At 60.6% G+C, this 25,718-nt stretch carries 25 protein-coding genes; 12 read left to right on the top strand and 13 right to left on the bottom strand.

Annotation, left to right across the window (positions count from 1 at the left end; genetic code table 11):
- The first annotated feature begins 91 nt into the window (after positions 1–91).
- From mtgA to P2081_RS06505, 4 genes are all read left to right on the top strand, one after another.
- Positions 92–835 carry a monofunctional biosynthetic peptidoglycan transglycosylase gene (mtgA, locus tag P2081_RS06520; RefSeq protein WP_278922068.1) on the top strand — a complete coding sequence of 248 codons (744 nt, stop codon included), beginning with the start codon at positions 92–94 and terminating at the stop codon, positions 833–835.
- Positions 836–904: 69 nt separating this feature from the next.
- Positions 905–1,570: an FtsZ-binding protein FzlA gene (gene fzlA / locus P2081_RS06515; RefSeq protein WP_278922067.1), complete on the top strand. Its 666-nt coding sequence runs from the start codon at positions 905–907 to the stop codon at positions 1,568–1,570.
- 81 nt (positions 1,571–1,651) lie between these two features.
- On the top strand, positions 1,652–2,704 hold the full coding sequence (gene queG / locus P2081_RS06510) for a tRNA epoxyqueuosine(34) reductase QueG (RefSeq protein WP_278922066.1): 1,053 nt from the start codon (positions 1,652–1,654) through the stop codon (positions 2,702–2,704).
- 68 nt (positions 2,705–2,772) lie between these two features.
- The gene (locus P2081_RS06505; RefSeq protein WP_278922065.1) at positions 2,773–4,815 is read left to right on the top strand and encodes a hydantoinase/oxoprolinase N-terminal domain-containing protein; all 2,043 of its coding nucleotides are present in this window, start codon (positions 2,773–2,775) and stop codon (positions 4,813–4,815) included.
- 81 nt (positions 4,816–4,896) lie between these two features.
- Here the strand turns inward: P2081_RS06505 and msrA are convergent, their stop codons facing one another.
- Positions 4,897–5,406, bottom strand: a complete 510-nt coding sequence (msrA, locus tag P2081_RS06500; protein WP_278922064.1) for a peptide-methionine (S)-S-oxide reductase MsrA — start codon at positions 5,404–5,406, stop codon at positions 4,897–4,899.
- Positions 5,403–5,852 carry a peptide-methionine (R)-S-oxide reductase MsrB gene (gene msrB / locus P2081_RS06495; RefSeq protein WP_278922063.1) on the bottom strand — a complete coding sequence of 150 codons (450 nt, stop codon included), beginning with the start codon at positions 5,850–5,852 and terminating at the stop codon, positions 5,403–5,405. Before msrB ends, msrA begins: the two co-directional genes overlap by 4 nt.
- A gap of 308 nt (positions 5,853–6,160) precedes the next feature.
- On the opposite strand from msrB, the gene P2081_RS06490 reads away from it, so the two are divergent.
- Positions 6,161–6,571 (top strand): GFA family protein, encoded by a 411-nt coding sequence (locus tag P2081_RS06490; protein ID WP_278922062.1) that lies wholly within the window; start codon positions 6,161–6,163, stop codon positions 6,569–6,571.
- A gap of 203 nt (positions 6,572–6,774) precedes the next feature.
- Here the strand turns inward: P2081_RS06490 and P2081_RS06485 are convergent, their stop codons facing one another.
- From P2081_RS06485 to ade, 4 genes are all read right to left on the bottom strand, one after another.
- A complete protein-coding gene (locus P2081_RS06485; protein ID WP_278922061.1) occupies positions 6,775–7,689 on the bottom strand; it encodes a DMT family transporter in 915 nt (304 codons plus the stop codon).
- Between the two features lie 212 nt (positions 7,690–7,901).
- Positions 7,902–8,195 carry an HU family DNA-binding protein gene (locus P2081_RS06480; RefSeq protein WP_232401587.1) on the bottom strand — a complete coding sequence of 98 codons (294 nt, stop codon included), beginning with the start codon at positions 8,193–8,195 and terminating at the stop codon, positions 7,902–7,904.
- Between the two features lie 142 nt (positions 8,196–8,337).
- A complete protein-coding gene (locus P2081_RS06475) occupies positions 8,338–9,822 on the bottom strand; it encodes an AMP nucleosidase (RefSeq protein ID WP_278922060.1) in 1,485 nt (494 codons plus the stop codon).
- The gene (gene ade, locus P2081_RS06470; protein WP_278922059.1) at positions 9,819–11,633 is read right to left on the bottom strand and encodes an adenine deaminase; all 1,815 of its coding nucleotides are present in this window, start codon (positions 11,631–11,633) and stop codon (positions 9,819–9,821) included. The genes P2081_RS06475 and ade overlap by 4 nt, the downstream gene beginning before the upstream one ends.
- Before the next feature lie 270 nt (positions 11,634–11,903).
- Here ade and P2081_RS06465 point away from each other — a divergent pair, with 270 nt between their 5' ends.
- A complete protein-coding gene (locus tag P2081_RS06465) occupies positions 11,904–12,659 on the top strand; it encodes a class II aldolase and adducin N-terminal domain-containing protein (protein WP_278922058.1) in 756 nt (251 codons plus the stop codon).
- A 12-nt stretch (positions 12,660–12,671) separates the two neighbouring features.
- Here P2081_RS06465 and P2081_RS06460 read toward each other — a convergent pair whose 3' ends face one another.
- Positions 12,672–13,628 carry a GlxA family transcriptional regulator gene (locus P2081_RS06460; protein WP_278922057.1) on the bottom strand — a complete coding sequence of 319 codons (957 nt, stop codon included), beginning with the start codon at positions 13,626–13,628 and terminating at the stop codon, positions 12,672–12,674.
- Between the two features lie 78 nt (positions 13,629–13,706).
- On the opposite strand from P2081_RS06460, the gene P2081_RS06455 reads away from it, so the two are divergent.
- The 5 genes from P2081_RS06455 (at position 13,707) to P2081_RS06435 (ending at position 19,101) form a co-directional block, all read left to right on the top strand.
- Positions 13,707–14,870: an acyl-CoA dehydrogenase family protein gene (locus tag P2081_RS06455; RefSeq protein ID WP_278922056.1), complete on the top strand. Its 1,164-nt coding sequence runs from the start codon at positions 13,707–13,709 to the stop codon at positions 14,868–14,870.
- Position 14,871: 1 nt separating this feature from the next.
- Complete coding sequence (locus P2081_RS06450; protein ID WP_278922055.1) at positions 14,872–15,180, top strand: Rdx family protein; 309 nt, start codon at positions 14,872–14,874, stop codon at positions 15,178–15,180.
- A gap of 6 nt (positions 15,181–15,186) precedes the next feature.
- The gene (locus P2081_RS06445; RefSeq protein WP_278922054.1) at positions 15,187–17,223 is read left to right on the top strand and encodes an acetate--CoA ligase family protein; all 2,037 of its coding nucleotides are present in this window, start codon (positions 15,187–15,189) and stop codon (positions 17,221–17,223) included.
- Positions 17,220–18,020 carry a carnitinyl-CoA dehydratase gene (locus tag P2081_RS06440; protein WP_278922053.1) on the top strand — a complete coding sequence of 267 codons (801 nt, stop codon included), beginning with the start codon at positions 17,220–17,222 and terminating at the stop codon, positions 18,018–18,020. The genes P2081_RS06445 and P2081_RS06440 overlap by 4 nt, the downstream gene beginning before the upstream one ends.
- 208 nt (positions 18,021–18,228) lie before the next feature.
- Positions 18,229–19,101: an SDR family oxidoreductase gene (locus P2081_RS06435; RefSeq protein ID WP_278922052.1), complete on the top strand. Its 873-nt coding sequence runs from the start codon at positions 18,229–18,231 to the stop codon at positions 19,099–19,101.
- A gap of 102 nt (positions 19,102–19,203) precedes the next feature.
- On the opposite strand, the gene dxs is transcribed toward P2081_RS06435, so the two are convergent.
- The 6 genes from dxs to P2081_RS06405 form a co-directional block, all read right to left on the bottom strand.
- Positions 19,204–21,132 carry a 1-deoxy-D-xylulose-5-phosphate synthase gene (dxs, locus tag P2081_RS06430; RefSeq protein ID WP_278922051.1) on the bottom strand — a complete coding sequence of 643 codons (1,929 nt, stop codon included), beginning with the start codon at positions 21,130–21,132 and terminating at the stop codon, positions 19,204–19,206.
- 42 nt (positions 21,133–21,174) lie between these two features.
- Positions 21,175–22,056 carry a polyprenyl synthetase family protein gene (locus P2081_RS06425; protein WP_278922050.1) on the bottom strand — a complete coding sequence of 294 codons (882 nt, stop codon included), beginning with the start codon at positions 22,054–22,056 and terminating at the stop codon, positions 21,175–21,177.
- 4 nt (positions 22,057–22,060) lie between these two features.
- Positions 22,061–22,306: an exodeoxyribonuclease VII small subunit gene (locus P2081_RS06420; protein WP_232401607.1), complete on the bottom strand. Its 246-nt coding sequence runs from the start codon at positions 22,304–22,306 to the stop codon at positions 22,061–22,063.
- Positions 22,303–23,229, bottom strand: coding sequence for a histone deacetylase family protein (locus P2081_RS06415; RefSeq protein ID WP_278922049.1), 927 nt, complete (start codon positions 23,227–23,229; stop codon positions 22,303–22,305). The genes P2081_RS06420 and P2081_RS06415 overlap by 4 nt, the downstream gene beginning before the upstream one ends.
- Before the next feature lie 137 nt (positions 23,230–23,366).
- On the bottom strand, positions 23,367–24,068 hold the full coding sequence (locus tag P2081_RS06410) for a response regulator (RefSeq protein WP_278922048.1): 702 nt from the start codon (positions 24,066–24,068) through the stop codon (positions 23,367–23,369).
- A complete protein-coding gene (locus tag P2081_RS06405) occupies positions 24,065–24,601 on the bottom strand; it encodes a MarR family winged helix-turn-helix transcriptional regulator (RefSeq protein ID WP_278922047.1) in 537 nt (178 codons plus the stop codon). Before P2081_RS06405 ends, P2081_RS06410 begins: the two co-directional genes overlap by 4 nt.
- A gap of 172 nt (positions 24,602–24,773) precedes the next feature.
- Here P2081_RS06405 and P2081_RS06400 point away from each other — a divergent pair, with 172 nt between their 5' ends.
- On the top strand, positions 24,774–25,640 hold the full coding sequence (locus tag P2081_RS06400) for a branched-chain amino acid aminotransferase (protein ID WP_278922046.1): 867 nt from the start codon (positions 24,774–24,776) through the stop codon (positions 25,638–25,640).
- Positions 25,641–25,718 lie beyond the last annotated feature (78 nt).

Here is a 25,718-nt window from a genome sequence, read left to right as displayed (position 1 = left end):
GGCATTTTTTTCCCGGAGAATCCGGCGGATGCCCGCACAGCAGGCGGCTTTTGCAGTTGGTTCTGACGGCGCTGCTATTCTATAGAGAGACATGGCAAAGGCAGCAAAAAAAACCAAAAAGCAGGCAAAACCCGCAGGCAGCTGGATTCGGACGCAGCTGGCGGTGCCGCTGCGCTGGCTGCGGCGGTGGATTTTGCGGGCCGTGCTGGGCTTTGCTGCCCTGGCCACGCTGTTGGTGCTGTTGTTTTCCGTGGTGAACCCGCCCACCACCCATACGATCTGGAGCGAAAAGCGCCGCCTGGGGCAGGTTGATCAGGAATGGGTGCCGCTTGACCATATGGCACCGGTGCTGGTGCGCTCTGTCGTGGCGGCCGAGGATGCACGGTTCTGCCAGCATTGGGGGATCGATGTGCAGGCCATCCGCGCCGCCCTGGCCGAGGGCGGCCAGCGGGGGGGCTCTACCCTGTCGCAGCAGGTGGTGAAAAACGTCTTTCTGTGGCAGGGGCGCAGCTGGCCGCGCAAGGCGCTGGAAACCCTGCTCACGCCCCTGGTTGAAGTCTTTTGGAGCAAAAAGCGTATTCTCGAAGTCTATCTCAACGTGGCCGAGATGGACAAAGGCATTTTTGGTGCCGAGGCCGCCGCGCGGCATTATTTTGGCGTCGGCCCGGATCAGTTGAGTGCCCGCCAGGCGGCGCTTATTGCGGCCGTCTTGCCCAATCCAAAGCAACGGTCTGCTGCACGACCAAGCAAGTTTGTGGTGCGCCGAGCGGCCAGTATCCGCGATGGGGCAGCCACCATCCGCGCAGATGGGCGGGCCGGCTGTTTCGAGGATTGAAGTTTTGTGACACACAGGGCATTGCTGGAAATCATTCCTGCAGCTCGACCCGGAGTTTCAAAAGTCCCCATGGCCCGTCTCTATCATGTCCCGCTTTCGCCTTTTTGTCGGAAAATTCGCCTGTCGCTGGCGGAAAAAAAGATTGAAGTCGAGCTGGTCGAAGAACGCTATTGGGAGGCGGACCCGGATTTTCTGCGCCGCAATCCGGCGGGCAAGGTGCCGGTCATCCGGTTGGATGGCAAGATGATGTCTGAGAGCGCCGCCATCTGCGAGTATCTGGAAGAGACCCGGCCGACGCCGCCGCTGATGCCATCTGATCCCGATGGCCGCTATGAGGTGCGCCGTATTGTCAGCTGGTTTGACGACAAGTTCCATAGCGAGGTAACATCAAAGCTGCTGTATGAGCGGGTCAACAAGAAGGTCACCGGTGAAGGCTATCCGGACAGCAAGAACGTCAAGGCGGGGGCCAAGGCGATCAAGTATCATCTTGATTACATGACCTGGCTGCTGGATCATCGGCGCTGGCTGGCCGGTGATCAGATGAGCCTGGCTGATTTTGCCGCCGCCGCGCATCTGTCTTCGCTTGATTATATTTCGGATGTCGATTGGAACCGCTCGGCCGTGGTGAAAGACTGGTATGCCAAGATCAAATCGCGCCCGGCGTTTCGGTCAATCCTGGCGGATCAGATTGCCGGTTTTCGCCCGCCCGCCCATTATGCCGATCTCGACTTTTGAGCGGTTCGTGCAGTGGGGGGGCTGTCTGCCCCCTCTTGCCTTTTGCAAAGGCAATTCACCCCTGAGGATATTGTTGGCCAAATGAAGAACGGGTCCGAACTGAAGGAGCGGTTGGTTGCACAGGCCCTTTCAGAGGGGTTTGTGGCCTGCAAGATCTGTCGACCCGGTGATGTGCCGCAGGTGCCGGCCCGGCTGCAGCGCTTTCTTGACAAGGGCTATCACGGGCAGATGGGCTGGATGGCAGAGCGAAGCCATTGGCGCGGCGATCCAGCCGCGCTGTGGCCGGAGGCGCGATCAGTGATCATGCTGGCCGAGAGCTATACCCCGGAGGAAGACCCGATGGCGGTGGTGGGCTGCGCCGATCGTGGTGCGGTTTCGGTCTATGCCCGCAACAAGGATTATCACGATCTGGTAAAGAAGCGTCTGAAGCGTTTGGCGCGCTGGTTGATTGATGCGGCAAAGCAGCAGGGTGAGGCGGCGCAGGTGAAGGTCTTTGTTGACACCGCACCGGTGCCGGAGAAGCCGCTGGGGCAGGCGGCCGGGCTGGGTTGGCAGGGTAAACATACCAATCTGGTGAGTCGGGATTGGGGGAATTGGGCCTTTTTAGGCTCTGTTTTTACCACGCTTGAGCTGCAGGTGGATGCGCCGGAACCGGATCGCTGTGGATCTTGCTCTGCCTGTTTGACCGCCTGTCCGACCGAGGCCTTTACAGCGCCTTACCAGATGGACGCGCGGCGCTGCATTTCCTATCTGACGATTGAGCACAAGGGCCCGATTGAGCCAGAGTTGCGCCGCAAGCTGGGCAATCGGATCTACGGCTGTGATGACTGTCTGTCTGCCTGTCCTTGGAATAAGTTTGCCGTCGCGGCCAGCGATCTGCGCTATGCAGCCCGTGCCGAATTGCAGGCGCCAAGACTGGCAGAGCTGGCGGTGCTGGATGATGCGGCGTTTCGCGCGTATTTCTCCGGCTCGCCAATCAAGCGGGTAGGGCGGGATCGGTTTGTGCGCAATGTGCTCTATGCGATTGGCAATTCCAACCAGCCCGATTTGCGCGCCGTGGCAGCTGGCCTGGTCGATGATCCGGACCCCACGGTGGCAGATGCGGCACGATGGGCTGTTCAACGTCTGACATGACGCAAACAGGATGGACCCGGCGCAAATAGGCGTTACACCCGGCATGCGAACAGAATGGAGAGGGTGGCATGGCGCTATTGCTTGGGGTCGATACCGGCGGGACCTATACGGATGCGGTTTTGATCCGCGATGAGGTGGAGGTGATCGCCAGCGCCAAGGCTCTGACGACGCGCGGGGATCTGGCCATCGGCATAGGCTCTGCCGTAGGGGAGGTATTGCTGCAATCTGGATGTGACGCAGCCGAGATCAGCATGGCGGCCCTGTCGACCACCCTGGCCACCAATGCGCTGGTCGAAGGGCAGGGCGGTCAGATTGCGCTCGTTTACATTGGATTTGAAGCGACCGATCTGGATCGCCACGGGCTGAAAGAGGCGTTGAAAGGCGATCCGGCACTGGTTGTGGCAGGGGGGCACAATCACGCGGGGGGAGAGGTGACTGCGTTGGATTATCTGTCTCTAAAGCGCTTTTTAGAGACAGAGGCGGCAGAGGTTTCGGGCTTTGCCGTGGCTTCGGTCTTTGCCACGCGCAATCCAGCGCATGAGCTGGCCGCTGCCAGTCTTATTGCTGAGGTAACCGGCAAGCCGGTGACCTGTTCGCATCAGCTGTCAGCCCGGTTGAATGGACCCAAGCGGGCCCTGACGGCTGTGCTAAATGCGCGGCTTATTGGGATGATTGACCGGTTGATTGGCCGGGCGCAAGACAGGCTGGTCGAGCTGGGTATTACTGGGCCGATGATGGTTGTGCGCGGTGATGGTGCGTTGATGTCGGCGCAACAGGCCCGGGCACGTCCGATTGAAACCATCCTGAGCGGTCCGGCGGCTTCGCTTGTGGGGGCGCGCTGGTTGACGGGGGTGGATCATGCCCTGGTCAGCGATATTGGCGGCACCACCACCGATGTGGCGTTGATCCGCGATGGGAAACCGGCGATTGATCCTGCCGGCGCGCGGGTCGGCGAATTTCGCACCATGGTCGAGGCGGTGGCGATGCGCACCACAGGCCTGGGCGGTGACAGCCAGGTGCATGCGTGTGCCAGCGGCCTGCAGGGCGGGGTGGTTCTTGGCCCACGCCGGGTGTTGCCCATCTCTTTGATGGCGGTTGAGGCCGCAGAGGTCGTGCATGGTGCCTTGGACAGGCAGCTAAACGCGCCGGTCGTGGGGGAATATGACGGTCGGTTTCTGCGCGCGGTTCCTGGCCTGCCTGCTGTCGGGATTGGCCCGCGAGAGCGTGCCCTGTTGGAGCGCATCGGCACAGAGGTACATCCCTTGGGCGCCATCCTTCGGAACCGGATTGATCAGGGGGCGTTGGGCCGCCTGCTGGATCGGGGGCTGGTGCAGGTTGCCGGTATCACGCCCTCGGATGCGAGCCACCTGTTGGGTCGGGTACAGGTCTGGGACGCCTTGGCGGCCGAAAAGGCGCTGACGCTGTTTGCCCGTCGCCGGATTGGTAGCGGAGAGCCCCTGGCCCCGGATGCCCAGGCCCTGGCGCAGATGATTGTGGACCAGTTGACAGAACAAACCTCATTGGCCTTGTTAGAGACCGCATTCTTTGAGGATGGCGCCGATTTTGGCTTGCCAGTTGAAGGGGCGGCGAAGGATCAGGGGGCAGATCGGGCCCGTGATCTGGCGCGTCATGTCCTGACCCGGCGTGGGCTGGCGGCGCATCGGGGCATTCTGGCGCTGGATACTGCGATCAATGTGGATGTTGTCGGGCTTGGGGCCTCGGCGCCCAGTTATTATCCGGCGGTTGGTGAGCGGCTGAAGTGCCGTATGCTGCTGCCGCAACACGCCGGTGTCGCCAATGCGATTGGTGCGGTTGTCGGGCGTGTCACCATGCGGCGCAGTGGCAGTGTTACCTGCCCGGCCGAGGGGAAGTTTCGGGTCCATTTGGACAGTGGCCCGCAGGATTTTTCCAGCTCTGACGTGGCGCTGCAGGTGCTGGAACAGGCCTTGCAGGGGCAGGCGCGCGGTGACGCCGAACTGGCCGGTGCGCAGGATATTCACATTGATATCAGCCGCGACATTCGCACCGCCACAGTCGAGGCGCGCGATGTGTTTGTCGAAGCGATGGTGACGGTCGAGGCCAGTGGGCGTCCCAGGGTCGCCAAGGGCTAAGGGGCTGAACAATAGCCAGAGATGAGAAGCCCCGCACTGAAATAGCGCGAGGCCCTGGCCTTTGTGTGGCTCTAATCTTGGCTATTCAGCCGCGTCTTTGCGTTTTGGCAGCACCCAGTCGGGGCGGGCAAAGTGGCAGGTATAGCCATCTGGTCGGCGCTCCAGATAGTCTTGATGCTCTGGCTCTGCCTCCCAGAAATCGCCAGCAGGCTCGACTTCGGTCACGACTTTGCCAGGCCAGAGGCCGCAGGCTTCGACATCTGCGATGGTGTCGAGCGCGGTCGCCTTTTGGGCATCGTCGACATAGTAGATCGCCGAACGGTAGCTCATCCCCAGATCATTGCCTTGGCGGTTTTCAGTTGTGGGATCGTGGATCTGAAAGAAGAACTCCAGCAGATCCCGATAGGATGTCTGGCTGGGATCAAAGACTATTTCGATCCCTTCCGCATGGGTGCCGTGGTTCTGATAGGTGGCATGGGCCACATCGCCGCCGGTATAGCCGACGCGGGTTTTCAGCACGCCTTTGCGCTTGCGGATCAGATCCTGCATGCCCCAAAAACATCCCCCTGCCAGAACAGCGCGTTCGTTCATGATCTTTCCTCCACCTGGTTGATGTAGTCTGCATAGCCTTCGTCTGCCATGTCGGCCAGCGGGATAAAGCGCAGCGAGGCAGAGTTGATGCAGTAGCGCAGCCCGCCATGTTCTGCTGGCCCGTCAGGAAAGACATGGCCCAGGTGGCTGTCGCCATGGGTTGATCGGACTTCGGTGCGGATCATGCCAAGGGCGCGATCCTCCAGTTCGCTGACATGGGCGGGTTCGATCGGTTTGGTAAAGCTGGGCCAGCCGCAGCCAGAATCGTATTTGTCGCCAGATGCAAACAGCGGCTCCCCCGATACGATGTCGACATAGATGCCAACCTCTTTATTGGAGAGCAGCTTGCCGGTGCCGGGGCGTTCGGTACCGGCGCGTTGGGTGACGTAGAATTCTTCCTCAGAGAGGGCGGCAATGGCCGCGGGGTCTTTGCTGTATTTGGTCATGAAATCCTCCGTCCTGTGCGGTGTTCCAGAATGGTTTTAGCCTCTGGCGGCGTGGGTGGCTACGGGGTGAAAGATGGGGCGCGGTTGGAAAATTGCAATTTTTGTTCACAGGCGCGTGTCTCCCGACAGATCGTTTTGGTCGGCAGGTGATCAATTGCTCCAAACGCTGGAAATACCGAACTATCGCCCAGATGCCCCAAAGGTTCGGCCGGAGCCCAAATTGACCGTGATCCTACACGCGGATACAACGGACCAATCAAATCGTAGTCGACCGGCGGCAGGCCGCTTGCATGTGGAGAGCAGTGTGAATGGACGACAATCTGGCCACCGGACAGTGCCTATGTGGCGCTGTGAAGTTCTCGATATCGGGAGCGTTCGAGAGCTTCTTCCTTTGCCACTGTAGCCGCTGCCGCAAGGACAGCGGTTCAGCACATTCGGCAAACCTGTTTTCGTCGACGGCAAAGATCACCTGGGTGTCAGGCGAAGGAAATATCAAGACATTCCAAATTCCTGGGTCACGACACGTGAAGAGCTTCTGCACCGAATGCGGTTCCGCGCTGCCGGTTTCTCAAGCATCTGCTGGTATTCTTGTCGTGCCAGCAGGGTCACTTGATAGCCAGATCGATATACGACCCAAGGCGCATATCTGCTTTTCCAGCCGCGCGAACTGGGACAACGACTTGGCCTCCATTGAAAAAATCGGCGGGCTTCCCGGCTGAACGGTCGATCGCGTGACGCATCTTCAACACCCCCAGACAACAGTGAAGTGATAGCCCGCTTTTGGGTCGTTGCGGGCTGGGTGGCGAAGGATTGGCCTGGGGGGAATGCGATTGGTGTTGGGGTATTATTTCGGACGAAGGCGCCATCTGGTTTCAGAAAACCAAGCCTAATTGGGCCAAAGTGGCGCGCGTTTCATATTGCGTTATCTGGGCTGCGGGCGGGCGGTCTGTGGGGCGGCGGCTGCGGCGCTGACGCTGGGTTGGCGCGAAAGTTGCACCGCCAGGATACCTAGGGTCACCACCCCGACCCCCAGCACATCCAGCAGGCCAAGGCGTTCCCCCAGAAGCAGGCTGGCGATGGCGACGCCAAAGACGGGGTTGAGGAAATGAAAGGTGGCGGCGCGAATGGCACCGATACGATTCAGCAGCAGTACCCAGATAAAAGTTGCCATCAAGCCGGGCACCAGGGTGGTATATGCGAAGGCCAGTCCCAGCCGTAGGGTGGGCGTGACAAAGATCTCTTCGCTGAGGGGGGCCGCAACAAACAGGATGGCCGATCCAATCAGCATCTGCAGCCCCACCACCATCATGAAGTTGCCACCCGATGTGGCGCCACGCAGCGCCAGGGTTGCCACTGTCAGCGCCGCGACCCCGGCAAAGCAGAGCACAAGGCCAAAGAGGTCAACCCCGGCATTGATCCGGGTGCCCATGATCAGCGCCACACCGGCCACACCTGCCATCAGGCCCAGCAGGCCCAGCGGCTTGATCCGATCGCCAAAGATCACCCAGGATGCCAGCGCAACACAGAGCGGCATGGTGGAGGCAATGATGGCAGCCAGCGAGGCTTCGATCCATTGCATGGCAACAAAGTTTAGCCCCAGATACAGCGCGTTCTGGCACAGGCCAAAGATCACCGTGGCGCGCCATTGGCTGCGGCTCAGCCGCCAGGTTTGGCCCAGGGCGCGGGCGATGGCGACGCCGATCAGGCCAGAAATCAGAAAGCGCACCGCAAGCGAAAACAGCGGCGAGGCGTCCATCACAATGATCCGCGCCGAGGTAAAGGCAGAGGACCACATAAGGGCAAAGGTCAGCCCCATTGCGATTGCGCGAATATCCATGACCCTGGCCTTTCCCTGGTGGCAGATCGCCTGCCCGCCCTGCTACCGATCTTTAGCAAGGCGGGCAGGGACAGCAAATGGAATTCTCTGGGGTGTTCCGCTTTTGCACGCAAGCCGTCGGAGTGCCCCCGGCAGCAAAGGGCGCTGCCACAAAAAAAGGGCCGCCAAAGGCGACCCTGATTTTCTTGGCTAGATCCCCAAAAGGGCTGGGATCAGGCTTCGCCGTTGACGCTGTCTTTCAGAGCCTTGGCAATGGTCATTTTCACAACCTTGTCGGCTTCCTTCATGAACTTTTCGCCGGTGGCGGGGTTGCGCACTTCGCGCTCGGGGCGCTCGCGGCAATAAATTTTTCCGACACCAGGCAGGGTCACGGCACCGCCGTTGGAAACTTCGCGTGTGATCAAGGCACAGACGGCTTCAAGAGCAGCGCCTGCGGTCTTTTTATCTTCGCCCATTTCCTCAGCCAGAGTGGCAACAAGCTGGGTTTTTGTCATCGGTTTGGACACTCTCAGATCTCCTTAAAACTGCCCGAACTGTGGGGCCTCATCGGGCAACATTATCGTTATGTTGTGTCGGAACACAACGCGTAGTGTGACAAAAGACCATAGAAACCAGAGGTTTTTTGCCGAAAATTGGAAAAACGGTCGATTAGAGGAAGGCGGTTTCATCAAAAGAGCGCAATTTGCGGCTGTGAAGCCGTTCCAGCGGCATGGATCTCAGTTGCTCCATAGCCCTTATGCCGATCTGCAAATGACGCGCAACCTGTGTCTGATAAAAGTCAGAGGCCATGCCCGGCAGCTTCAGTTCGCCATGCAGCGGTTTGTCGGACACACAGAGCAGGGTGCCGTAGGGGACGCGAAACCGATAGCCATTGGCGGCAATGGTGGCGCTTTCCATATCCAGGGCGATGGCGCGGGACTGGCTAAGCCGCTGCACCGGGCCGGACTGGTCGCGCAGTTCCCAGTTGCGGTTGTCGATGGTGGCGACTGTGCCGGTCCGCATGATCCGCTTCAGATCATAGCCTTCAAATTCGGTGACCTCAGCCACCGCCTGTTCCAGGGCGATCTGGATTTCCGCCAGGGCGGGAATAGGCGTCCAGACCGGAAGGTCATCATCCAGCACGTGATCTTCGCGCAGATAGGCATGGGCCAGGACAAAATCCCCGAGCGCTTGGGTGTTGCGCAGGCCCGCACAGTGGCCAACCATCATCCAGGCATGCGGGCGCAGCACTGCAATATGATCGGTGGCGGTTTTGGCATTTGATGGTCCAACGCCGATGTTGACCAGGGTGATGCCTTTGCCGTCGGCGCGCTTCAGATGATAGGTGGGCATCTGCGGCAGCTTGGCGATGGCCGGAATATCCGCCTTGGAGTCGGATATCTCATGGTTTCCAGTGCTGACAAAACTGGTGTAACCCGATTCCGGATCCGCCAGCTGTGCACGGGCGTAGGCTTCAAACTCGGCAACGTAGAACTGATAGTTGGTGAACAACACGTGGTTTTGAAAATGTTCTGGTGCGGTGGCGGTGTAATGCGCCAGCCGGGCCAGCGAATAATCCACCCGCTGTGCGGTAAACAGCGACAGCGGCCCAATACCGTCATCGGGGTGATAGGTGCCATTGACGATGTCGTCATTGGTGGTGGCCAGATCCGGTACATCAAAGACATCGCGCAGGGTGAACCCGGCGGCGCCATCTTGCGGCACGGTTAGATCCGGGCGAGAGGCCACGGCAAAATGCACCGGGATCGGCGTATCTGATGCGGCAATGGTCACTGGCTGTCCGTGATGCTTGATCAACAGTGCAATCTGTTGCGTCAGATAGTGGCGAAACAGATCCGGTCGGGTCACCGTGGTGGCATAGGTGCCAGGGGCCGAGACATGACCAAAGCTGAGGCGGCTGTCCACCTGGGCAAAGCTGGAAGTGGTAAAGCGGATTTCGGGATAAAAGGCGCGGATGCGTCTGTCCCGGGCTGTTGCCTCGGCCATGCTGGCGATGAAGGCATCGCACAGAAATGTGGTGGCTTGGGTATAAAGCTCTTCCAGCCGGGCCACAGCGGCAGCGGCATCGGTAAAGTTCTCGGGGGCGGGGGCCTTGGGCTGCGCGATTTCCGCAAGGTGACTGGTTTGGGTCATGTCAGGGACTCGATCACAGGAATCATTTCGAATGTGCGCACGTCAACAAGACCAAGGTCCGAAATCCGCAACTCGGGGATCACCACCAGGGCCAAAAGAGAGTGCTGCATATAGGCGTTGTTCAGTGCGCAGCCGCAGGCCTCCATCGCGGCGCCCAGTTTCTGCGCTTTGGCGGCAACTTCGGTGGCGGGGCTGTCGGACATCAGGCCGGCGATGGGCAGTTCAACCAGCGCCAGTTCTTTGCCATCACGGAAGATGGTTACACCACCACCGACCTCGGCCAGGCGATTGGCGGCCAGGGCCATCTGGTCGCGGTCGGTGCCCACCACGATCATATGGTGGCTGTCATGCGCCACGGTGGAGGCCATGGCCATTTTGCCAGTGTAGCCAAAACCCGAGACAAAGGCATTGGTGACACCGCCGGTTGCCTGGTGGCGTTCCACCAAGGCGATCTGGCAGGTCTCACCCTCGGTGGCCATGGTGGCTTCCACCAGCCCGTCATGCACTGGCAATTCAGCCTTTAGCGCTTTGGTCGGGGCCTGGTTTTCCACCATGCCAATGACATTGGCGGTGACGGCATTGGCGCCTTCGGGGGCCTTGATCTCAAAATCTGTTGCGGTCAGCTCATGGCCCAGATGGATGGTGCCACGGGCGCTGTCAGGCCAGTCAAGATGCGGACAATCCACCGTAATAGAGCCTGATTCAGCGACAATCTGCCCGCGCGCCACGACCAGTTCGATGGGCAGGTCTGTCAGGTCTGAGGTGAGGATCACATCGGCGCGCCGTCCCGGCGTGATAGAGCCGATATCGCGTTCCAGACCAAAATGCGTGGCGGTGTTGATCGTTGCCATCTGCAGGGCAATCAGTGGATCACAACCGCAGGCAATGGCATGGCGCACCACCCGGTTCATGTGGCCGTCATTGACCAAGGTGCCAGAGTGACAGTCATCGGTGCACAGGATGAAATTGCGCGGGTCCAGGCCTTTTTCAGTGATGGCGGTGATCTGCGCTTCGACGTCATACCATGCCGACCCCAGCCGCACCATGGCGCGCATTCCTTGACGCATCCGGGCGATGGCATCGGCTTCGCAGGTGCCCTCATGGTCATCTGCCGGGCCGCCTGCAACATAGGCGGCAAAATCGCGCCCCAGATCGGGCGAGGCATAGTGGCCGCCAACAGTTTTCCCGGCGCGCTGGGTGGCGGCGATCTCGGCAAGCATCTTGGGGTCGGCATTGGCAACACCGGGAAAGTTCATCATCTCGCCCAGGCCGACGATACCGGGCCAGGACATCGCCTCGGCCACGTCTTCGGGGGTGATTTCATATCCGGTGGTTTCCAGCCCCGGCGCCGAGGGCGCGCAGGATGGCATCTGGGTGAAGATATTGATCGGCTGCAACAGGGCCTCGTCATGCATCAGCCGCACGCCTTCCAGGCCCAGCACATTGGCGATTTCATGCGGATCAGTGAACATGGAGGTGGTGCCATGCGGGATGACGGCGCGGGCAAATTCCGCCGGGGTAAGCATGCCGGATTCAATATGCATATGCGCGTCGCAGAGACCGGGGATCATATAGCGCCCGGCTGCCTCTATCACCTGCGTATCTGCGCCGATGCAGTAACTGGCATCTGGTCCCACATAGGCGATGCGCCCGGATACGATGGCAATGTCATGCCCATCAAGCACCTCTCGGGTGTGGACATTGACCCATTTGCCCTGCCGGATCACCGTATCCGCCGGGCTGCGGCCTGCGGCAACATTGATCAATTGCGGGGCGATGTCGGGCCAGCTGGGGAATGCGTTCTCTGTCATGTGCCAATTGTTCTGATTGTTCCGGCAAGTGCAAGCCCTGCAATTCTTGCCTGTGTTGAAACAGTTATAGCCAAGACAAGAGGATAGCCCCAGCGCCCGGTGCCAAGGTGGCACAAAATAGCCGACCATCGCTGTGCTTGTTTGCAGAGGCAGCCCAGAGACGGCGGAGAAAGCAGCGGGCAATTTGGATCTGGTCAAATGGGCTGTGGTAGATCAGGTTTTGACCACTGTGATTTACCCCTTCTCACCCAAGACCCAAGGAGACCCGAGATGAACACTCCCGAGCCGCGCCCCAATATGGACCACTGGCAAGAGCGCATAGATCTGGCGGCCAGTTTTCGCTGGGTCGAGCGGCTGAACATGCACGAAGGTGTCGCCAATCATTTCAGCCTGGCGGTGAATGACGAAGGTACGCAGTTCCTGATGAATGCCAATCAGATGCATTTTGCCCGTATCACGGCCTCTAATCTATTGTTCCTGGATGCCAATGATCCGGAAACCATGACCAAGCCCGGCGCGCCGGATCCAACGGCCTGGGGGCTGCATGGTTCTATCCACCGGCTATGTCCGCAGGCGCGCTGCGTGATGCATGTGCATTCGATCCATGCCACGGTTCTGGCCTCTCTTGCGGATAGCAACCTGCCGCCGATCGATCAGAACACCGCGACCTTTTTCAATCGCTATGTGATCGACGATGGCTATGGCGGGTTGGCGTTTGAAGACGAAGGCGCGCGCTGTGCGGCGATGCTGACGGACCCCAAGCAAAAGGTAATGATCATGGGCAATCACGGCGTTCTGGTTATCGGTTCTGATCCGGCAGATACCCTCAATAGGCTGTATTATTTTGAACGCGCGGCCGAAACCTATATCCGCGCTTTGCAAACCGGTCAGAAGCTGCGCGTCTTGTCAGATGAGATCGCCGAGAAAACTGCGCAGGAGCTGGAGGACTACCCAAGCCAGGCAGAGGCGCACCTGCGCGAGATCAAGCTGGTTCTTGATGCGGAAGGTTCTACCTACGCCAGCTAACCTGCTCCCCTGTTACCCCGTGCCGTTGCGCATCTGGCGCGGGGTGGCACCAAATTCGATGCGATAGGCGCGGGTCATGGCGCTGGGGTTCTCATAGCCGCTGCGCAGGGCAACCTCGGCGACGGATAAATCAGTCTCTAATATGAGCTTTCGAGCCTGTATCAGCCGCAGGTGTCGGTAGATCGCCTGCGGGGTGGCGCCCAGTTGCGCCTTCATGCGGTGTTCCAGATCTTTGCGGTTGCGTCCAATCTGGCGGGCGATCTCGGCAATCGACAGCGGGGCCTCGATATGGGCCTGCATCAGGGCCAAGGCGCGTGCCACAGATCGGCTGCGGGCAGAGCCCATGGCAAGGGGGCTAGGCTCTGCTTCGGTGACTTCGGGGCTCATGAACAGGGCCGCAACCTCCAGTCTCAGAGCCTGACCATGGCGCTGGCCGATCAGTTCCATCATCAGGTCAAAGGCCGCGAGCGCCCCGGTACAGGTTATGCGATTGCCATCTTGCACATGACGCAGGCGCTGCACTGCGATCTGCGGGAAACCCTCGGCAAAACTGGCCAGTTCCTCCCAGTGGATGGTGGCGCGCCGCCCGTCTAGCAGGCCGGCCGCAGCCAAGAGCCAGGCACCTGCGTCAAACCCGGCCATCACCCGATACCGCAGCGCCGCTGCCCGCAGCGCCGCCTTGGCCTTTTCGGTGGCCAGCGGGCGATAGCGATAGGATGGCATGGCAATCAGCATGTCGCCCTGACAGTGCGGCAGGCGATCATGTGGGTTGACCTCCATCCCGGCCGAAGAGCTGGCCGGTGCCCCATCAAGGGTGAGAAAGCGCCAGGCATAGATCTGTCGCCCGGCCAGCGTATTGGCGGCGCGCAGCGGTTCAATTGTATTGGCCAGGCAATGGCCGGAAAAATCATCAAACAACAGCAGATCAACTTGCTGCATCGCGGCATCATCTTTGATCCATCTTTGCATGATATCCGCCGTTTCTGCACGAAGAGAACCTAGCCCGACGTTACACTGCTGGGCAAGTCAAAGAAAAGGATATGCGCGATGCAGTTTGGCATGACAGAAGAACAGTCGATGATCGTCGAAACCACCCGTGCCTTTGTGGAGAAAGAGCTCTACCCCCACGAGCTGGAGGTCGAGCGCAGTGGCCACCTCGATATGGAGGTGATCAAGGATATCCAGAAAAAGGCCATGGAGGCAGGGCTTTACGCTGCCAACATGCCCGAAGAGGTCGGCGGTGCCGGTCTCGATACCTTGTCGTGGCTGATGTATGAAAAAGAACTGGGCCGGGCCAACTACGCGCTGCACTGGACCGGCGTTGCCCGCCCGTCGAACATCCTGTTGGCCGGCACCGAAGAACAGAAGGAAAAGTATCTGTTCCCCTGTATGAAGGGTGAAAAATGGGATTGTCTGGCGATGACCGAGCCAGATGCCGGGTCCGACCTGCGCGGCATGAAGGCGACAGCGCGTCAGGATGGTGATGACTGGATCCTGAACGGCACCAAGCATTTCATCAGTCATGCAGATATCGCCGATTTTGCTATCTGCTTCATGGCCACCGGGGTCGACGACACGCCGCGGGGCCCGAAGAAAAAGATCACCGCCTTCTTTGTCGACAAGGGCACGCCGGGATTTGAAGTGCGCGCAGGCTACGGCAATGTCAGCCACCGCGGTTACACCAATGCGGTGCTGGAATTTGACGACTGCCGCCTGCCGTCTTCGGCCATTCTGGGCGAGGTCGACAAAGGATTTGACGTGGCCAACACCTGGCTGGGGGCGACTCGGTTGCAGGTGGCGGCGACCTGCCTGGGCCGGGCAGATCGGGCCCTTCAGCACGCGGTTGAATATGCCGCCGAGCGCAAGCAATTTGGCCAGCAGATCGGTAAATTCCAAGGCGTTTCCTTCAAACTGGCGGATATGGCGCTGGAACTGAAGGCGGCCAATCTGCTGACCTGGGAAGCCGGCTGGAAGTTCGATCAGGGCAGCGTCACCGAATCCGACATGTCGATGGCCAAGCTCAAGGCGACCGAAATGCTGGCCATGGTTGCGGATGAGGCAATCCAGATCCATGGCGGCATGGGCCTGATGGATGAACTGCCCTTGGAACGCATCTGGCGCGACGCCCGCGTTGAACGCATTTGGGAAGGGACGAGCGAGATCCAGCGTCATATCATCAGCCGCGAAATGCTACGCGCTCTTGGAGGCTAAAATGACCACGACTCTTTCCCACAAACCCAAAGTCACGATCACCTATTGCATCGGTTGCAACTGGATGTTGCGCGCTGCCTGGATGGCGCAGGAACTGCTTGCCACCTTTCAGGATCAGCTGGGCGCGGTCACTTTGGTGCCGGGAGAGATCGGCGGGATCTTTGAGATCTCGGTCAATGACACCCTGATCTGGGAGCGCAAGCGTGATGGGGGCTTTCCGGATGTGAAAGAACTGAAATCCCGCCTGCGTGACCAGATCAACCCGCAACAGGACCTGGGCCATATCGACCGGGTCACAAGGGATGAATAGATAGAAATGAAGTCTCTAAACAGACTGTTTAGGCCCAAAACCATCGCCGTTGTCGGCGGGGGGGCCTGGTGCCGACTGGTGATCGAACAGTGTCAGAAGATGGGGTTCGATGGGGTGATCTGGCCAGTCCACCCCAAGGCAGAAGAGCTGGCAGGCCTGCCGGTCTACCGTGATATCGCCAGCCTACCCGGCGCGCCCGATGCCACATTTGTCGGCGTTAACCGTTTTGCCACCATCGAGGTGGTGCGGGATCTGGCGGCCCGTGAGGCGGGCGGAGCGGTCTGCTTTGCCTCGGGCTTTCTGGAAGCCCAGGCGGAGGATGCCGAGGGCGCGGATCTTCAGGTGCAGCTGCTGGAGGCCGCAGGCGATATGCCGATCCTGGGGCCCAATTGCTATGGCTTTATCAACTACCTGGATGGGGCGCTGTTGTGGCCGGATCAGCACGGCGGAAAACGGGTCGAAACGGGCGTCGCCCTGATTACCCAAAGTTCAAACATCGCCATCAACCTGACCATGCAGATGCGTGGCCTGCCCATCGCCTATGTGGTGGCGGCGGGCAATCAGGCGCAGTCGGGCATCGCCGAGATTGGCGAAGCCCTGCTGGAAGATGATCGCGTCACGGCGCTGGGCCTGCATATTGAAGGCTTTGGCGATCTGCGCGCATTCGAAGCCCTGGCCGCCAAAGCCCGCGCCCTGGGCAAGCCGATCATCGCGCTGAAGGTCGGAAAATCCGCCGAGGCCCAGGCGGCAACGATCTCTCATACTGCTTCGCTTGCAGGTGGGGATGCGGGGGCTTCAGCTTTGCTTGCCCGGCTTGGCATCCCACGGCTGGAGGATCTGCCCGCCTTTCTGGAAACGCTGAAACTGCTGCATGTGACTGGGCCGCTGGCCAGCAACCGGCTGGCCTCTATCAGCTGTTCTGGCGGCGAAGCCAGCCTTGCGGCCGATACCGCGCATGGGCTGCCAGTGGTGTTTCCACCGCTGAACGACAGCCAGAGCACCAACCTGCGTGCCGCGCTTGGGCCGATGGTGGCACTGGCTAATCCGCTGGATTATCACACCTATATCTGGCGCGATACCGAGGCGATGATCCGGGCCTTTTCGGCGATGATGGATCCGTCGCTGGCGATGACCCTGCTGGTGGTCGATTTTCCGCGCGGTGATCGGTGCTCTGCCAGTGACTGGGACTGTGCCATCGATGCGGCCATTGGCACGCATCAGGCCACGGGGGGCAATGTTGCCATGGTAGCAACATTGCCGGAACTGCTGCCGGAAGCCGTTGCTGAACAGCTGATGGCTGCCGGGGTGGTGCCGTTTTGCGGGTTGCGCGAGGCGCTGACCGCCTGTGCTGCTGCCAGCCTGCCCCAGCGGGATCTGGCCGTGCCGTTGTTGCTGCCAACTCCAACCGTTGAACCAAGCCTGATCCCCGAAGCCGAAGCCAAGCTGCGCTTGTCGGACTATGGCTTGCGGGTGCCACAGTCGATTCAGGCCAAATCCCCCGGTGCGGCCCGGGCGGCTGCCGCGGATATCGGCTTTCCGGTGGTGTTGAAGGGCGAGGGCATCGCCCACAAAAGTGAGGCTGGCGCAGTGGTGCTGGGGCTGACAACGGGCAGCGATGTCAGTACGGCGGCCAGCCAGATGCCTGCTCAGCGTTTTCTGGTGGAAGAAATGGTGTCCGGCGCGGTGGCCGAGCTGCTGATTGGGGTGGTAAAGGATCCGGCGCATGGCTTTGTCCTGACACTTGCGGCAGGTGGCACCCTGACAGAGCTGTTGCAGGACAGTGCCTCGCTTTTGCTGCCAGCCAGTGATGCCTCGATTGAGGCCGCGTTGGAGGGGTTGAAAATTGCGCCGCTTCTGGCGGGGTTCCGGGGGCGTCCGGCGGCCAATCGCGCCGCTATCCTGGCCGCTATCAAGGCGGTGCAGGCCTATGTCTTGGCCGAGGCTGAGGGCCTGGAAGAAATTGAAATCAATCCGTTGCTCTGCACACCTGACGATGCGGTGGCGGCGGATGCGCTGATGCGGAGAAAGGACTTTATGAGATGAGCGACATGACACAGGACCACGGACCGGTGAAAACCCGGCGCGAGGGCGCCATTCTGGAGGTGACACTGGATAGGCCCAAGGCCAATGCCATTGACCTCGCCACCAGCAAGATCATGGGCGAGGTGTTTCGCGATTTCCGTGACGACCCCGACCTGCGTGTGGCGATCCTGACCGGGGGCGGCGAAAAGTTCTTTTGCCCAGGCTGGGATCTGAAAGCCGCCGCCGATGGCGACGCCGTGGACGGCGATTACGGCGTTGGGGGCTTTGGCGGCTTGCAAGAGATGCGAGAGATGAACAAGCCGGTGATTGCAGCCGTGAATGGCATCGCCTGTGGTGGAGGGCTGGAACTGGCGATCTCTGCCGATATGATCCTGGCGGCAGACCACGCGACATTTGCGCTGCCCGAGATCCGGTCTGGTACCGTGGCCGATGCGGCCTCGATCAAATTGCCCAAGCGCATCCCCTATCATATCGCCATGGAGCTGCTGCTGACCGGACGCTGGTTCGACGCCGCAGAGGCCAATCGCTGGGGGCTGGTGAACGAGATTGTTCCAGGCGATCAGCTGATGACCCGCGCCTGGGATCTGGCGCGGCTGCTGGCATCGGGGCCACCGCTGGTCTATGCGGCGATCAAGGAAGTGGTCCGCGATGCGGAAGACTGCAAATTCCAGGATGCGATGAACCATATCACCCAGCGACAGCTGCGCTCGGTGGATGTGCTCTATTCCAGCGAGGACCAGCTGGAAGGTGCCCGCGCCTTTGCAGAAAAACGCGACCCCGTCTGGAAAGGTCGCTAACCCAATCCAGAAAAAAGGGGGGGGGGCTCTCCCGCCCCTGCCGTAGCAATCACAGATTGCCACTTTAGGGTTGGGCCGGGCACCGCGCTGACGCGCGGTGCCCGGCGTTCCTGTCGGAACTGCATGATTATTGGGCGCGGCGGTAAAACGGCCTGCCAGTGGGGGAACAGGTCTTGCACCTTGTCTGACTTCTGCCCATTTAGGACAGATGCAAAACACGCTTCTTTGTCTTGGATGTGGATATACTGCGTGCGCCTTGGCGCCGACTCTGTTGGCGCGGGGCTGGCGGGTGATTGGCACGGCGCGGGAAGCTGCGGATGTGCCTGGCGTAGAGATGATCATCTGGCCGGGGCAGGATATCCCCCTGACGGGCGTCACTCATATCCTCAGCTCGATCGGGCCCAATGCCAAGGGCGATCCGGTGCTGGCGCACTTGTGGGATGAAATCGCCACGGTGGCACCTGATCTGGCCTGGGTGGGCTATCTGTCGACCACTGCCGTTTATGGTGATCGGCGCGGTGATTGGGTGGATGAAACCACGCCCATTGCCCCTACCAGCGAACGCGGCACCTGGCGCGCCGAGGCCGAAGCGCAGTGGCAGCAGGTTCCGGATCTGCCGCTGCATATCTTTCGCCTGGCGGGGATCTACGGCCCCGGACGCGGCCCCTTTGCCAAGCTGATGGCCGGCAAGGCGCGGCGCATTGTGAAACCGGGGCAGGTGTTCTCGCGCATTCATGTGGATGACATCGCGCAATCGCTGCTGGCCTCGATTGACGCGCCGAACCCGGGGGCGATCTATAACCTCTGCGATGACGACCCGGCGCCGCCGCAGGACGTTCTGGGCTACGCCGCAGAGCTGCTGGGGCTACCAGTGCCCGCCGAGGTGCCGTTTGACGAGGCGGGGATGACGCCGATGGCGCGCAGTTTTTACGGTGAAAACAAGCGGGTCAGAAACCAGCGCATCAAGGATGAGCTGGGGGTGCAGTTGCTTTACCCCAGCTACCGCGAGGGGCTGTGTGCAGTGTTGGCAGCCGAGGACATGGAACGCTTTGTGCCCCCGGCAGAACCGCCGGCGCTATAGTCCTGCGCACTTGCCCCGTTTTATTGTCGGCAGGCACAATGTGTTTCTTCCGGGCGATCCTGAGATCTTGTTCTTTGCTTGCTGCTGTTCTTGGGATGAGCCCTAGGCCCGCTTTTCCCCGATCTGCGCCACGCCCAGTACCTCTAGCACCTTGGCTTCGATCTGGGGGGCGTTCATGGCGGCGGTTTCGTACATATCGGCGGGGCTGGCCTGGTCGATGAAGGTATCAGGCAGCACCATCGAGCGGAATTTGAAGCCCGCGTCAAACACGCCCTCATCCGCCAGCAATTGCGCCACATGGGAGCCAAAGCCGCCGACAGCACCTTCTTCAATCGTGATAAGCGCCTCGTGGTCGGCCACCAGCTGCAGGATCATTTTGCGGTCCAGCGGTTTGGCAAAGCGGGCATCGGCAATCGTCGGCGTGATGCCCTTGGCCGCCAGCGATTCGGCTGCCTTGCGGACCTCTCCCAGGCGGGTACCAAAGGAGAGCAGCGCCACCCGTTTGCCCGACTGAATCATCCGGCCCTTGCCGATTTCGAGCAGTTGCGGAACCTCGGGCATTTCAACGCCTTCGCCTTCACCGCGCGGGTAGCGGAAGGCGATGGGGCCGTCGTCATGGGCGGCGGCGGTATGGACCATATGCACCAGCTCTGCCTCGTCAGAGGCGGCCATCACCACCATGCCGGGCAGGTTGGCCATAAAGCCGATATCGAAAGAGCCGGCATGGGTGGCACCATCTGCCCCCACCAGCCCGGCGCGGTCGATGGCAAAGCGCACTGGCAGGCGTTGGATGGCGACGTCATGCACCACCTGGTCATAGCCACGCTGCAGAAAGGTCGAATACATGGCGCAAAAGGGCTTCATCCCGCCAGCGGCCAGCGCGGCGGCAAAGGTGACGCCGTGCTGTTCAGCAATGCCCACGTCAAAACAACGCGAGGGATAGCGTTCCGCCATCAGCGACAGGCCTGTGCCATCGGGCATGGCCGCAGTGACGGCGCAGATCTTGTCGTCCTTGGCGGCCAGCTTGACCAGCTCATCGCCAAAGACCCCGGTATAGGACGGTGCGTTGGAGGGCGCTTTTTTCTGCTCTCCGGTGACCATATTAAACTTGGCAGTGGCATGGCCTTTGTCGCGGGCGGCCTCGGCGGGGCCATAGCCCTTGCCCTTTTTTGTCAGCACATGGATCAGGATCGGCCCACGGGCGCGGGCCTTGACGGTGCGCAGGACCGGCAACAACTGGTCCATGTCATGGCCATCGATCGGGCCGATGTAGGAAAACCCAAAGGATTCGAACATGGTGCCGCCGACGGCCATGCCCTTGAGCATGTCTTTGGCCCGTTTGGCCCCCTCGCGGAAGGGTTCCGGCAGCAGCGAGGCAGCGCCCTTGGCCACGGCTTTCAGTTCTTGAAACGGTTCCTCGGCATAGAGCCGCGACAGATAGGAGGACAGCGCGCCCACCGGGGGGGCGATGCTCATCTCGTTGTCGTTGAGAATGACAAACAGGCGTTTGTTCAGATGGCCGGCGTTGTTCATCGCCTCAAAGGCCATGCCGGCCGACATGGCCCCATCGCCGATCACCGCAATGGCATCGCCCAGACCTTCGGGCACCACACCGCCCAGATCGCGGGCAACCGAAAAGCCAAGCGCGGCGCTGATCGAGGTTGAGCTATGGGCGGCGCCAAAAGGGTCGTAGGGGCTCTCGCTGCGTTTGGTAAAGCCCGACAACCCGCCCTTGGTGCGCAGGGTGCGAATACGGTCGCGGCGCTCGGTCAGGATCTTATGCGGGTAGGACTGGTGGCTAACATCCCAGATCAACTTGTCACGCGGGGTGTCAAAAATGGCATGCAGCGCCACGGTCAGTTCCACCACGCCCAGACCTGCGCCCAGATGGCCGCCAGTGGTCGAAACCGCTGAAATGGTCTCTTGCCGCAGCTCATGTGCCAGCTGCACCAATTGTGCATCGCTGAGCCCCTTTATATCGGCAGGGCGCGAAATCTGGTCCAGAAGCGGGGTAGAGGGCCGGTCAGACATGGTGTTTCCTTGTGGCGGTCAGGGGCGGGGCGGGCCCCGGTGTCAGCTGTCTCGCGCAATAACGAAACGGGCGGCCTGCTTCAAGGTTTCTCCGGTTGCGCCATAGGGCGCTAGCGCAGCGCAGGCCTCATCAGCCAGGTCCCGTGCACGCTGTTTTGCGGGCTCCAGCCCCAGCAGCGACACAAATGTCGCCTTGCCGGCCTCGGCATCCTTGCGCACGGCTTTGCCGACCTTTTCGGCGTCGCCTTCTACATCCAAGATGTCATCTGCAATCTGAAAGGCAAGCCCAAGTGCGGTCGCGTAGTGTCGCAGGGGGGTGCAATCTGCCCCTGCCAACACCGGCCCGGCGGTGGCGGCCCATTGGATCAGACAGCCGGTTTTGCGCGCTTGCAACCGGGTAATTTCGTCCAGCGTTAGCGGTTTTGTGGCGGTTTCGGCGGCGATATCCAGCATCTGCCCCGAGACCATGCCCCCCTTGCCGGCCGATTGTGCCAACCCGCGGATCAGCGCCAGCGCATGGGGTCCCAGATCGGGCGTGGCCAACAGTTCAAAGGCCAGGCTTTGCAGGCTGTCGCCAGCCAGTACCGCCATGGCCTCATCCCATTTGCGGTGCAGTGTGGGCTGGCCGCGCCGCAGATCGTCATCATCCATGCAGGGTAGATCGTCATGCACCAGCGAATAGGCATGCAGGCATTCAATCGCCAGAGCCGCATCCAGCGCGGCCTTTGAGTCCACACCGTGCAGTCGGGCGCTTTCCAGTACCAGAAACCCGCGCAACATCTTGCCGCCGCGCACGGCGTAGCGCATGGCTTGATGCAGCTGGTCTTCTCCAGCCAGGCGCAGGGTCAGGTGGTGTGAAATCTGCCCCTGGGCTTGCTGCATGGCGGCGGCAAACCCAAGGCCCGGTGCATCAACTGTGGTCATGGTGTCAGCCTGCGTCTAGGGGCTGCGTGGCGGTGGGCGTGCCACTGGCATCCAGGGTCAGCGCAGCAACCTTTTCTTCGGCGCGCTTCAGCTCGTCCTCGCAGCGCTTTTTCAGCTGTGCACCGCGCTCATACAGCGCAATAGAGGCATCCAGCGCCACATCGCCGCGCTCCAACTGACCAACCACGGTTTCCAGCTCATGCATGGCCTGCTCAAAGCTCATCTCGTTCACGGGGGTGTCGGTGGTCATGGTGCTGCCTTTATCAATTCTTCCACATGTGCGCGGGTGGCCTGCGCAAGGGCGTTCAGATCATATCCGCCCTCCAGAGTCGAGACGATACGGCCCGCACAGAGCGCCGCTGCCAGAGAGCAGAGCTCTGCCGTGAGCCAGGCAAAATCCTCGGTGCTCCAGTTGAGGTTTGCCAAGGGATCGTCGCGATGCGCGTCAAACCCGGCCGAGATGATGATCAGCTCTGGCTTAAAGGCGCGCAGACGTGGGAAAGCCTGTTCCGCATAGGCGCTTCGCATGGCCGCGCCATCTGAATCCGGGGGCAAGGGCATATTGAGGATCTGCCCATATGCGCCATCTTCATCAACGCGGCCGGTTCCGGGCCACAGGGGCATTTGCTGGCTGGTGATCACCAGCGCGCGTGGCTCATCCCACAGCAGATCCTGGGTGCCGTTGCCATGGTGGACGTCGAAATCCACCACCGCGACGCGCTTCAGCCCGTGATGATCCAGTGCATGTTTGGCCGCCAGCGCCGCATTGCCAAACAGGCAAAACCCCATGGCGGTCTCGCTCTCGGCGTGGTGGCCGGGCGGGCGAATGGCGGCAAAGGCGTTGTCGACCTCGCCGCTCAGCACCATATCCACGGCCCGTACCATGGCCCCCGCCGCCCGAAAGGCCGCATCCAGCGAGCCAGGCGACAGGAATGTATCGCCGTCGATCTTCGCAAAGCCTGCCTGCGGCAGGGCGTCCCGCAGCCCGCGCAGATGGTCGATGGGGTGAATGCGCAGGATGTCGTCCTCGGCCGCCAGCGGCGCACCAACCCGTCTAAGCGCAAGCGGCTCTAACGCGTGCAGCACATGTTCAAGGCGCGCCACCTGTTCCGGGTGACCTGTCGGTGTTTCGTGTCGCAGGCAATCCGCATGGGTGATGAGAGCAGTTGTCATATGGCATATCCTAGGGTTTGGCATGAAGCAGAGAGCAGGGTCTTGGCCAAAGCTTAAGATTCATTGGCGCTAACCCACAAGCGGCAACCTGCCCTGATACGCAACTGTTACCCATCAGATGCAGCGCCGACGTGCAATCAATCGGGGGCCAGCATATATCCCGCGCCCCGCACGGTTTGCAGGTACTGGGGCTGTTTTGGGTTGGGTTCGATCTTGCGCCGCAGCCGGGTGATCTGCACATCCACCGCGCGTTCCTGCGCCTGGCCCCGGTCGCGGCCCAGATCTTCCACCAGCTTGGTGCGGCTCACCGGTTCGCCGGGGCAGGTTGAAAAGATCTTCATCAGCTGGCTTTCGGTCCCGGTCAGCCGCACCAGGTCATTGCCCTGCCACATCTCTCCACGCTCGACATCATAGCGGATTTCACCCAGGTGCAACACCTTGGGGGCGTTATCCTGGGCCGAGGTATCGGGCACCCGACGCAGGATGGCATTGACCCGCAGCAGGAGCTCTTTGGGTTCAAAGGGTTTGGGCAGGTAGTCGTCAGCCCCGGCTTCGAACCCTGTGATGCGGTCGTCAGTCTCGCCCTTCGCAGTCAAGAGCAGGATCGGCGTGGTCATGGTTTCGCGCAGCGATCTGGTCAGCGATATGCCATCCTCGCCCGGCATCATCACATCCATGATGATCAGGTCAAAATCCAGCCCGGCCAACACCCGCCGGGCATGGGCGGCATCGCGCGCTGCCGAGACCAGAAAACCGGCCCGCATCAGGAATTTCTTCAGCAACCCGCGAATGCGCTCGTCATCATCAACAATCAGCAGATGGGATTCAAATGTGCTCATGCGCCGGTTTCCCGCAGGTTGATATAGGCGCGGCGCATATCGGCATCCATCATTGCCTCCAGCACCTTTTTGAACCCCTGCACCGCCTCGGGGCCGGCATCCTTGTAGGCGGCGCGCATGCGGGCGCGCTGGGCATCTGATAGCTTGGCCTCCAGCTGCTGGCCTGCCTCTGTCAGATGCAGATGCCGCTCGCGCTTGTCTGTCACGCCAACCCGGCTCTCGACCAGGCCGTCGCTGATCAGGGTGCGCAAGACCCGGTTCAGCGATTGCTTGGTCACGCCAAGGATGGTTAGCATATTGTTCACCGTAGTGCCGGGGGCGCGGTTGATAAAGTGAATGGCGCGGTGATGCGCCCGACCATAGGAAATCTCTGCCAGAATGCGATCAGGATCGGCGGTAAAGCCCCGATAGGCAAAGAACATTGCTTCGATCCCCTGGCGCAGCTGTTCATCGGTCAGAAACAGCAGATTTTCACCGCCAAACCCCTGGTTGGACCGCCCCATCGACCGCCCGCCTGCGCTACCTTCTGCCATGGTGCTGCCCCTTCTGCTTGTCTTTGGTGTCTCTTGCTCAGTTTATGTCAGCGATATTGACATTCCAAGGGTGAAGATGTATCGAATCGCAGCTTTGGCGCAATATTATGTCCGTTTCGGTCATTTGCGACGCAACTTTTGGAATTAATGACTGCTTTGAGGAGGCTGTGGCATGGCTGGATATGACGATCGTGACGGTGTGATCTGGATGGACGGAGAGCTGATCGAATGGCGGGACGCCAAGGTGCATGTCCTGACCCATGCGATGCACTATGCCTCTTCCGTCTTTGAAGGAGAGCGCGCTTATAACGGCAAGATCTTCAAAAGCCGCGAACATTCCGAACGCCTGATCGCCAGTGCCGAAGCTCTGGATATGCCAATGCCCTATTCGGTGGATGACATCGAGGCTGCCAAGGCCGAAACTCTGAAGGCCTCCGGGCTGGAAGACGCCTATGTACGGGCCTTGGTCTGGCGTGGCTCTGGCGAAGACATGGGTGTCGCTTCGGCGCAGAATCCGGTGCGCATGGCCATCGCGGTCTGGGGCTGGGGGGCCTATTACGGCGATGCCAAAATGCAGGGCGCCAAGCTCGATATCGCAGAATACAAACGGCCCAGCCCGGACACCATCCCAGTGCATGCCAAGGCGGCCGGCCTCTACATGATTTGCACCATCTCCAAACACAAGGCTGAGGCCAAGGGCTGCTCGGATGCATTGTTCATGGATTATCGGGGCTATGTGGCCGAAGCCACCGGCGCCAACATCTTCTTTGTCAAAGATGGCGAGGTCCATACCCCGCTGGCCGATTGCTTCCTCAACGGGATCACCCGCCAGACTGTCATCGCCATGCTGAAAGACAAGGGAATCACCGTGCATGAACGCCATATCATGCCCGAGGAAATGGAAGGCTTTGAACAGTGCTGGCTCACCGGCACCGCCGCAGAGGTCACCCCAGTTGGCGAAATTGGCCCCTATAGGTTCGAAGTTGGTCAATTGACCCGAGACATCGCAACAGAATACGAAACCCTGGTGCGCAGCTAGTCGTCGATACAGGCTTAAAAATACAGAAGATGCGCCCCAAGCCGGACGCATCTTCATCTTGCTGAAAATACCTCGGAG

Origin of the sequence: Pseudophaeobacter profundi (assembly GCF_029697505.1) — a bacterium.
GTDB lineage: Bacteria > Pseudomonadota > Alphaproteobacteria > Rhodobacterales > Rhodobacteraceae > Pseudophaeobacter > Pseudophaeobacter profundi.
The sequence above is the reverse complement of the archived record's forward strand: the minus strand, read 5'-3'. Positions and strand labels throughout refer to the sequence as shown.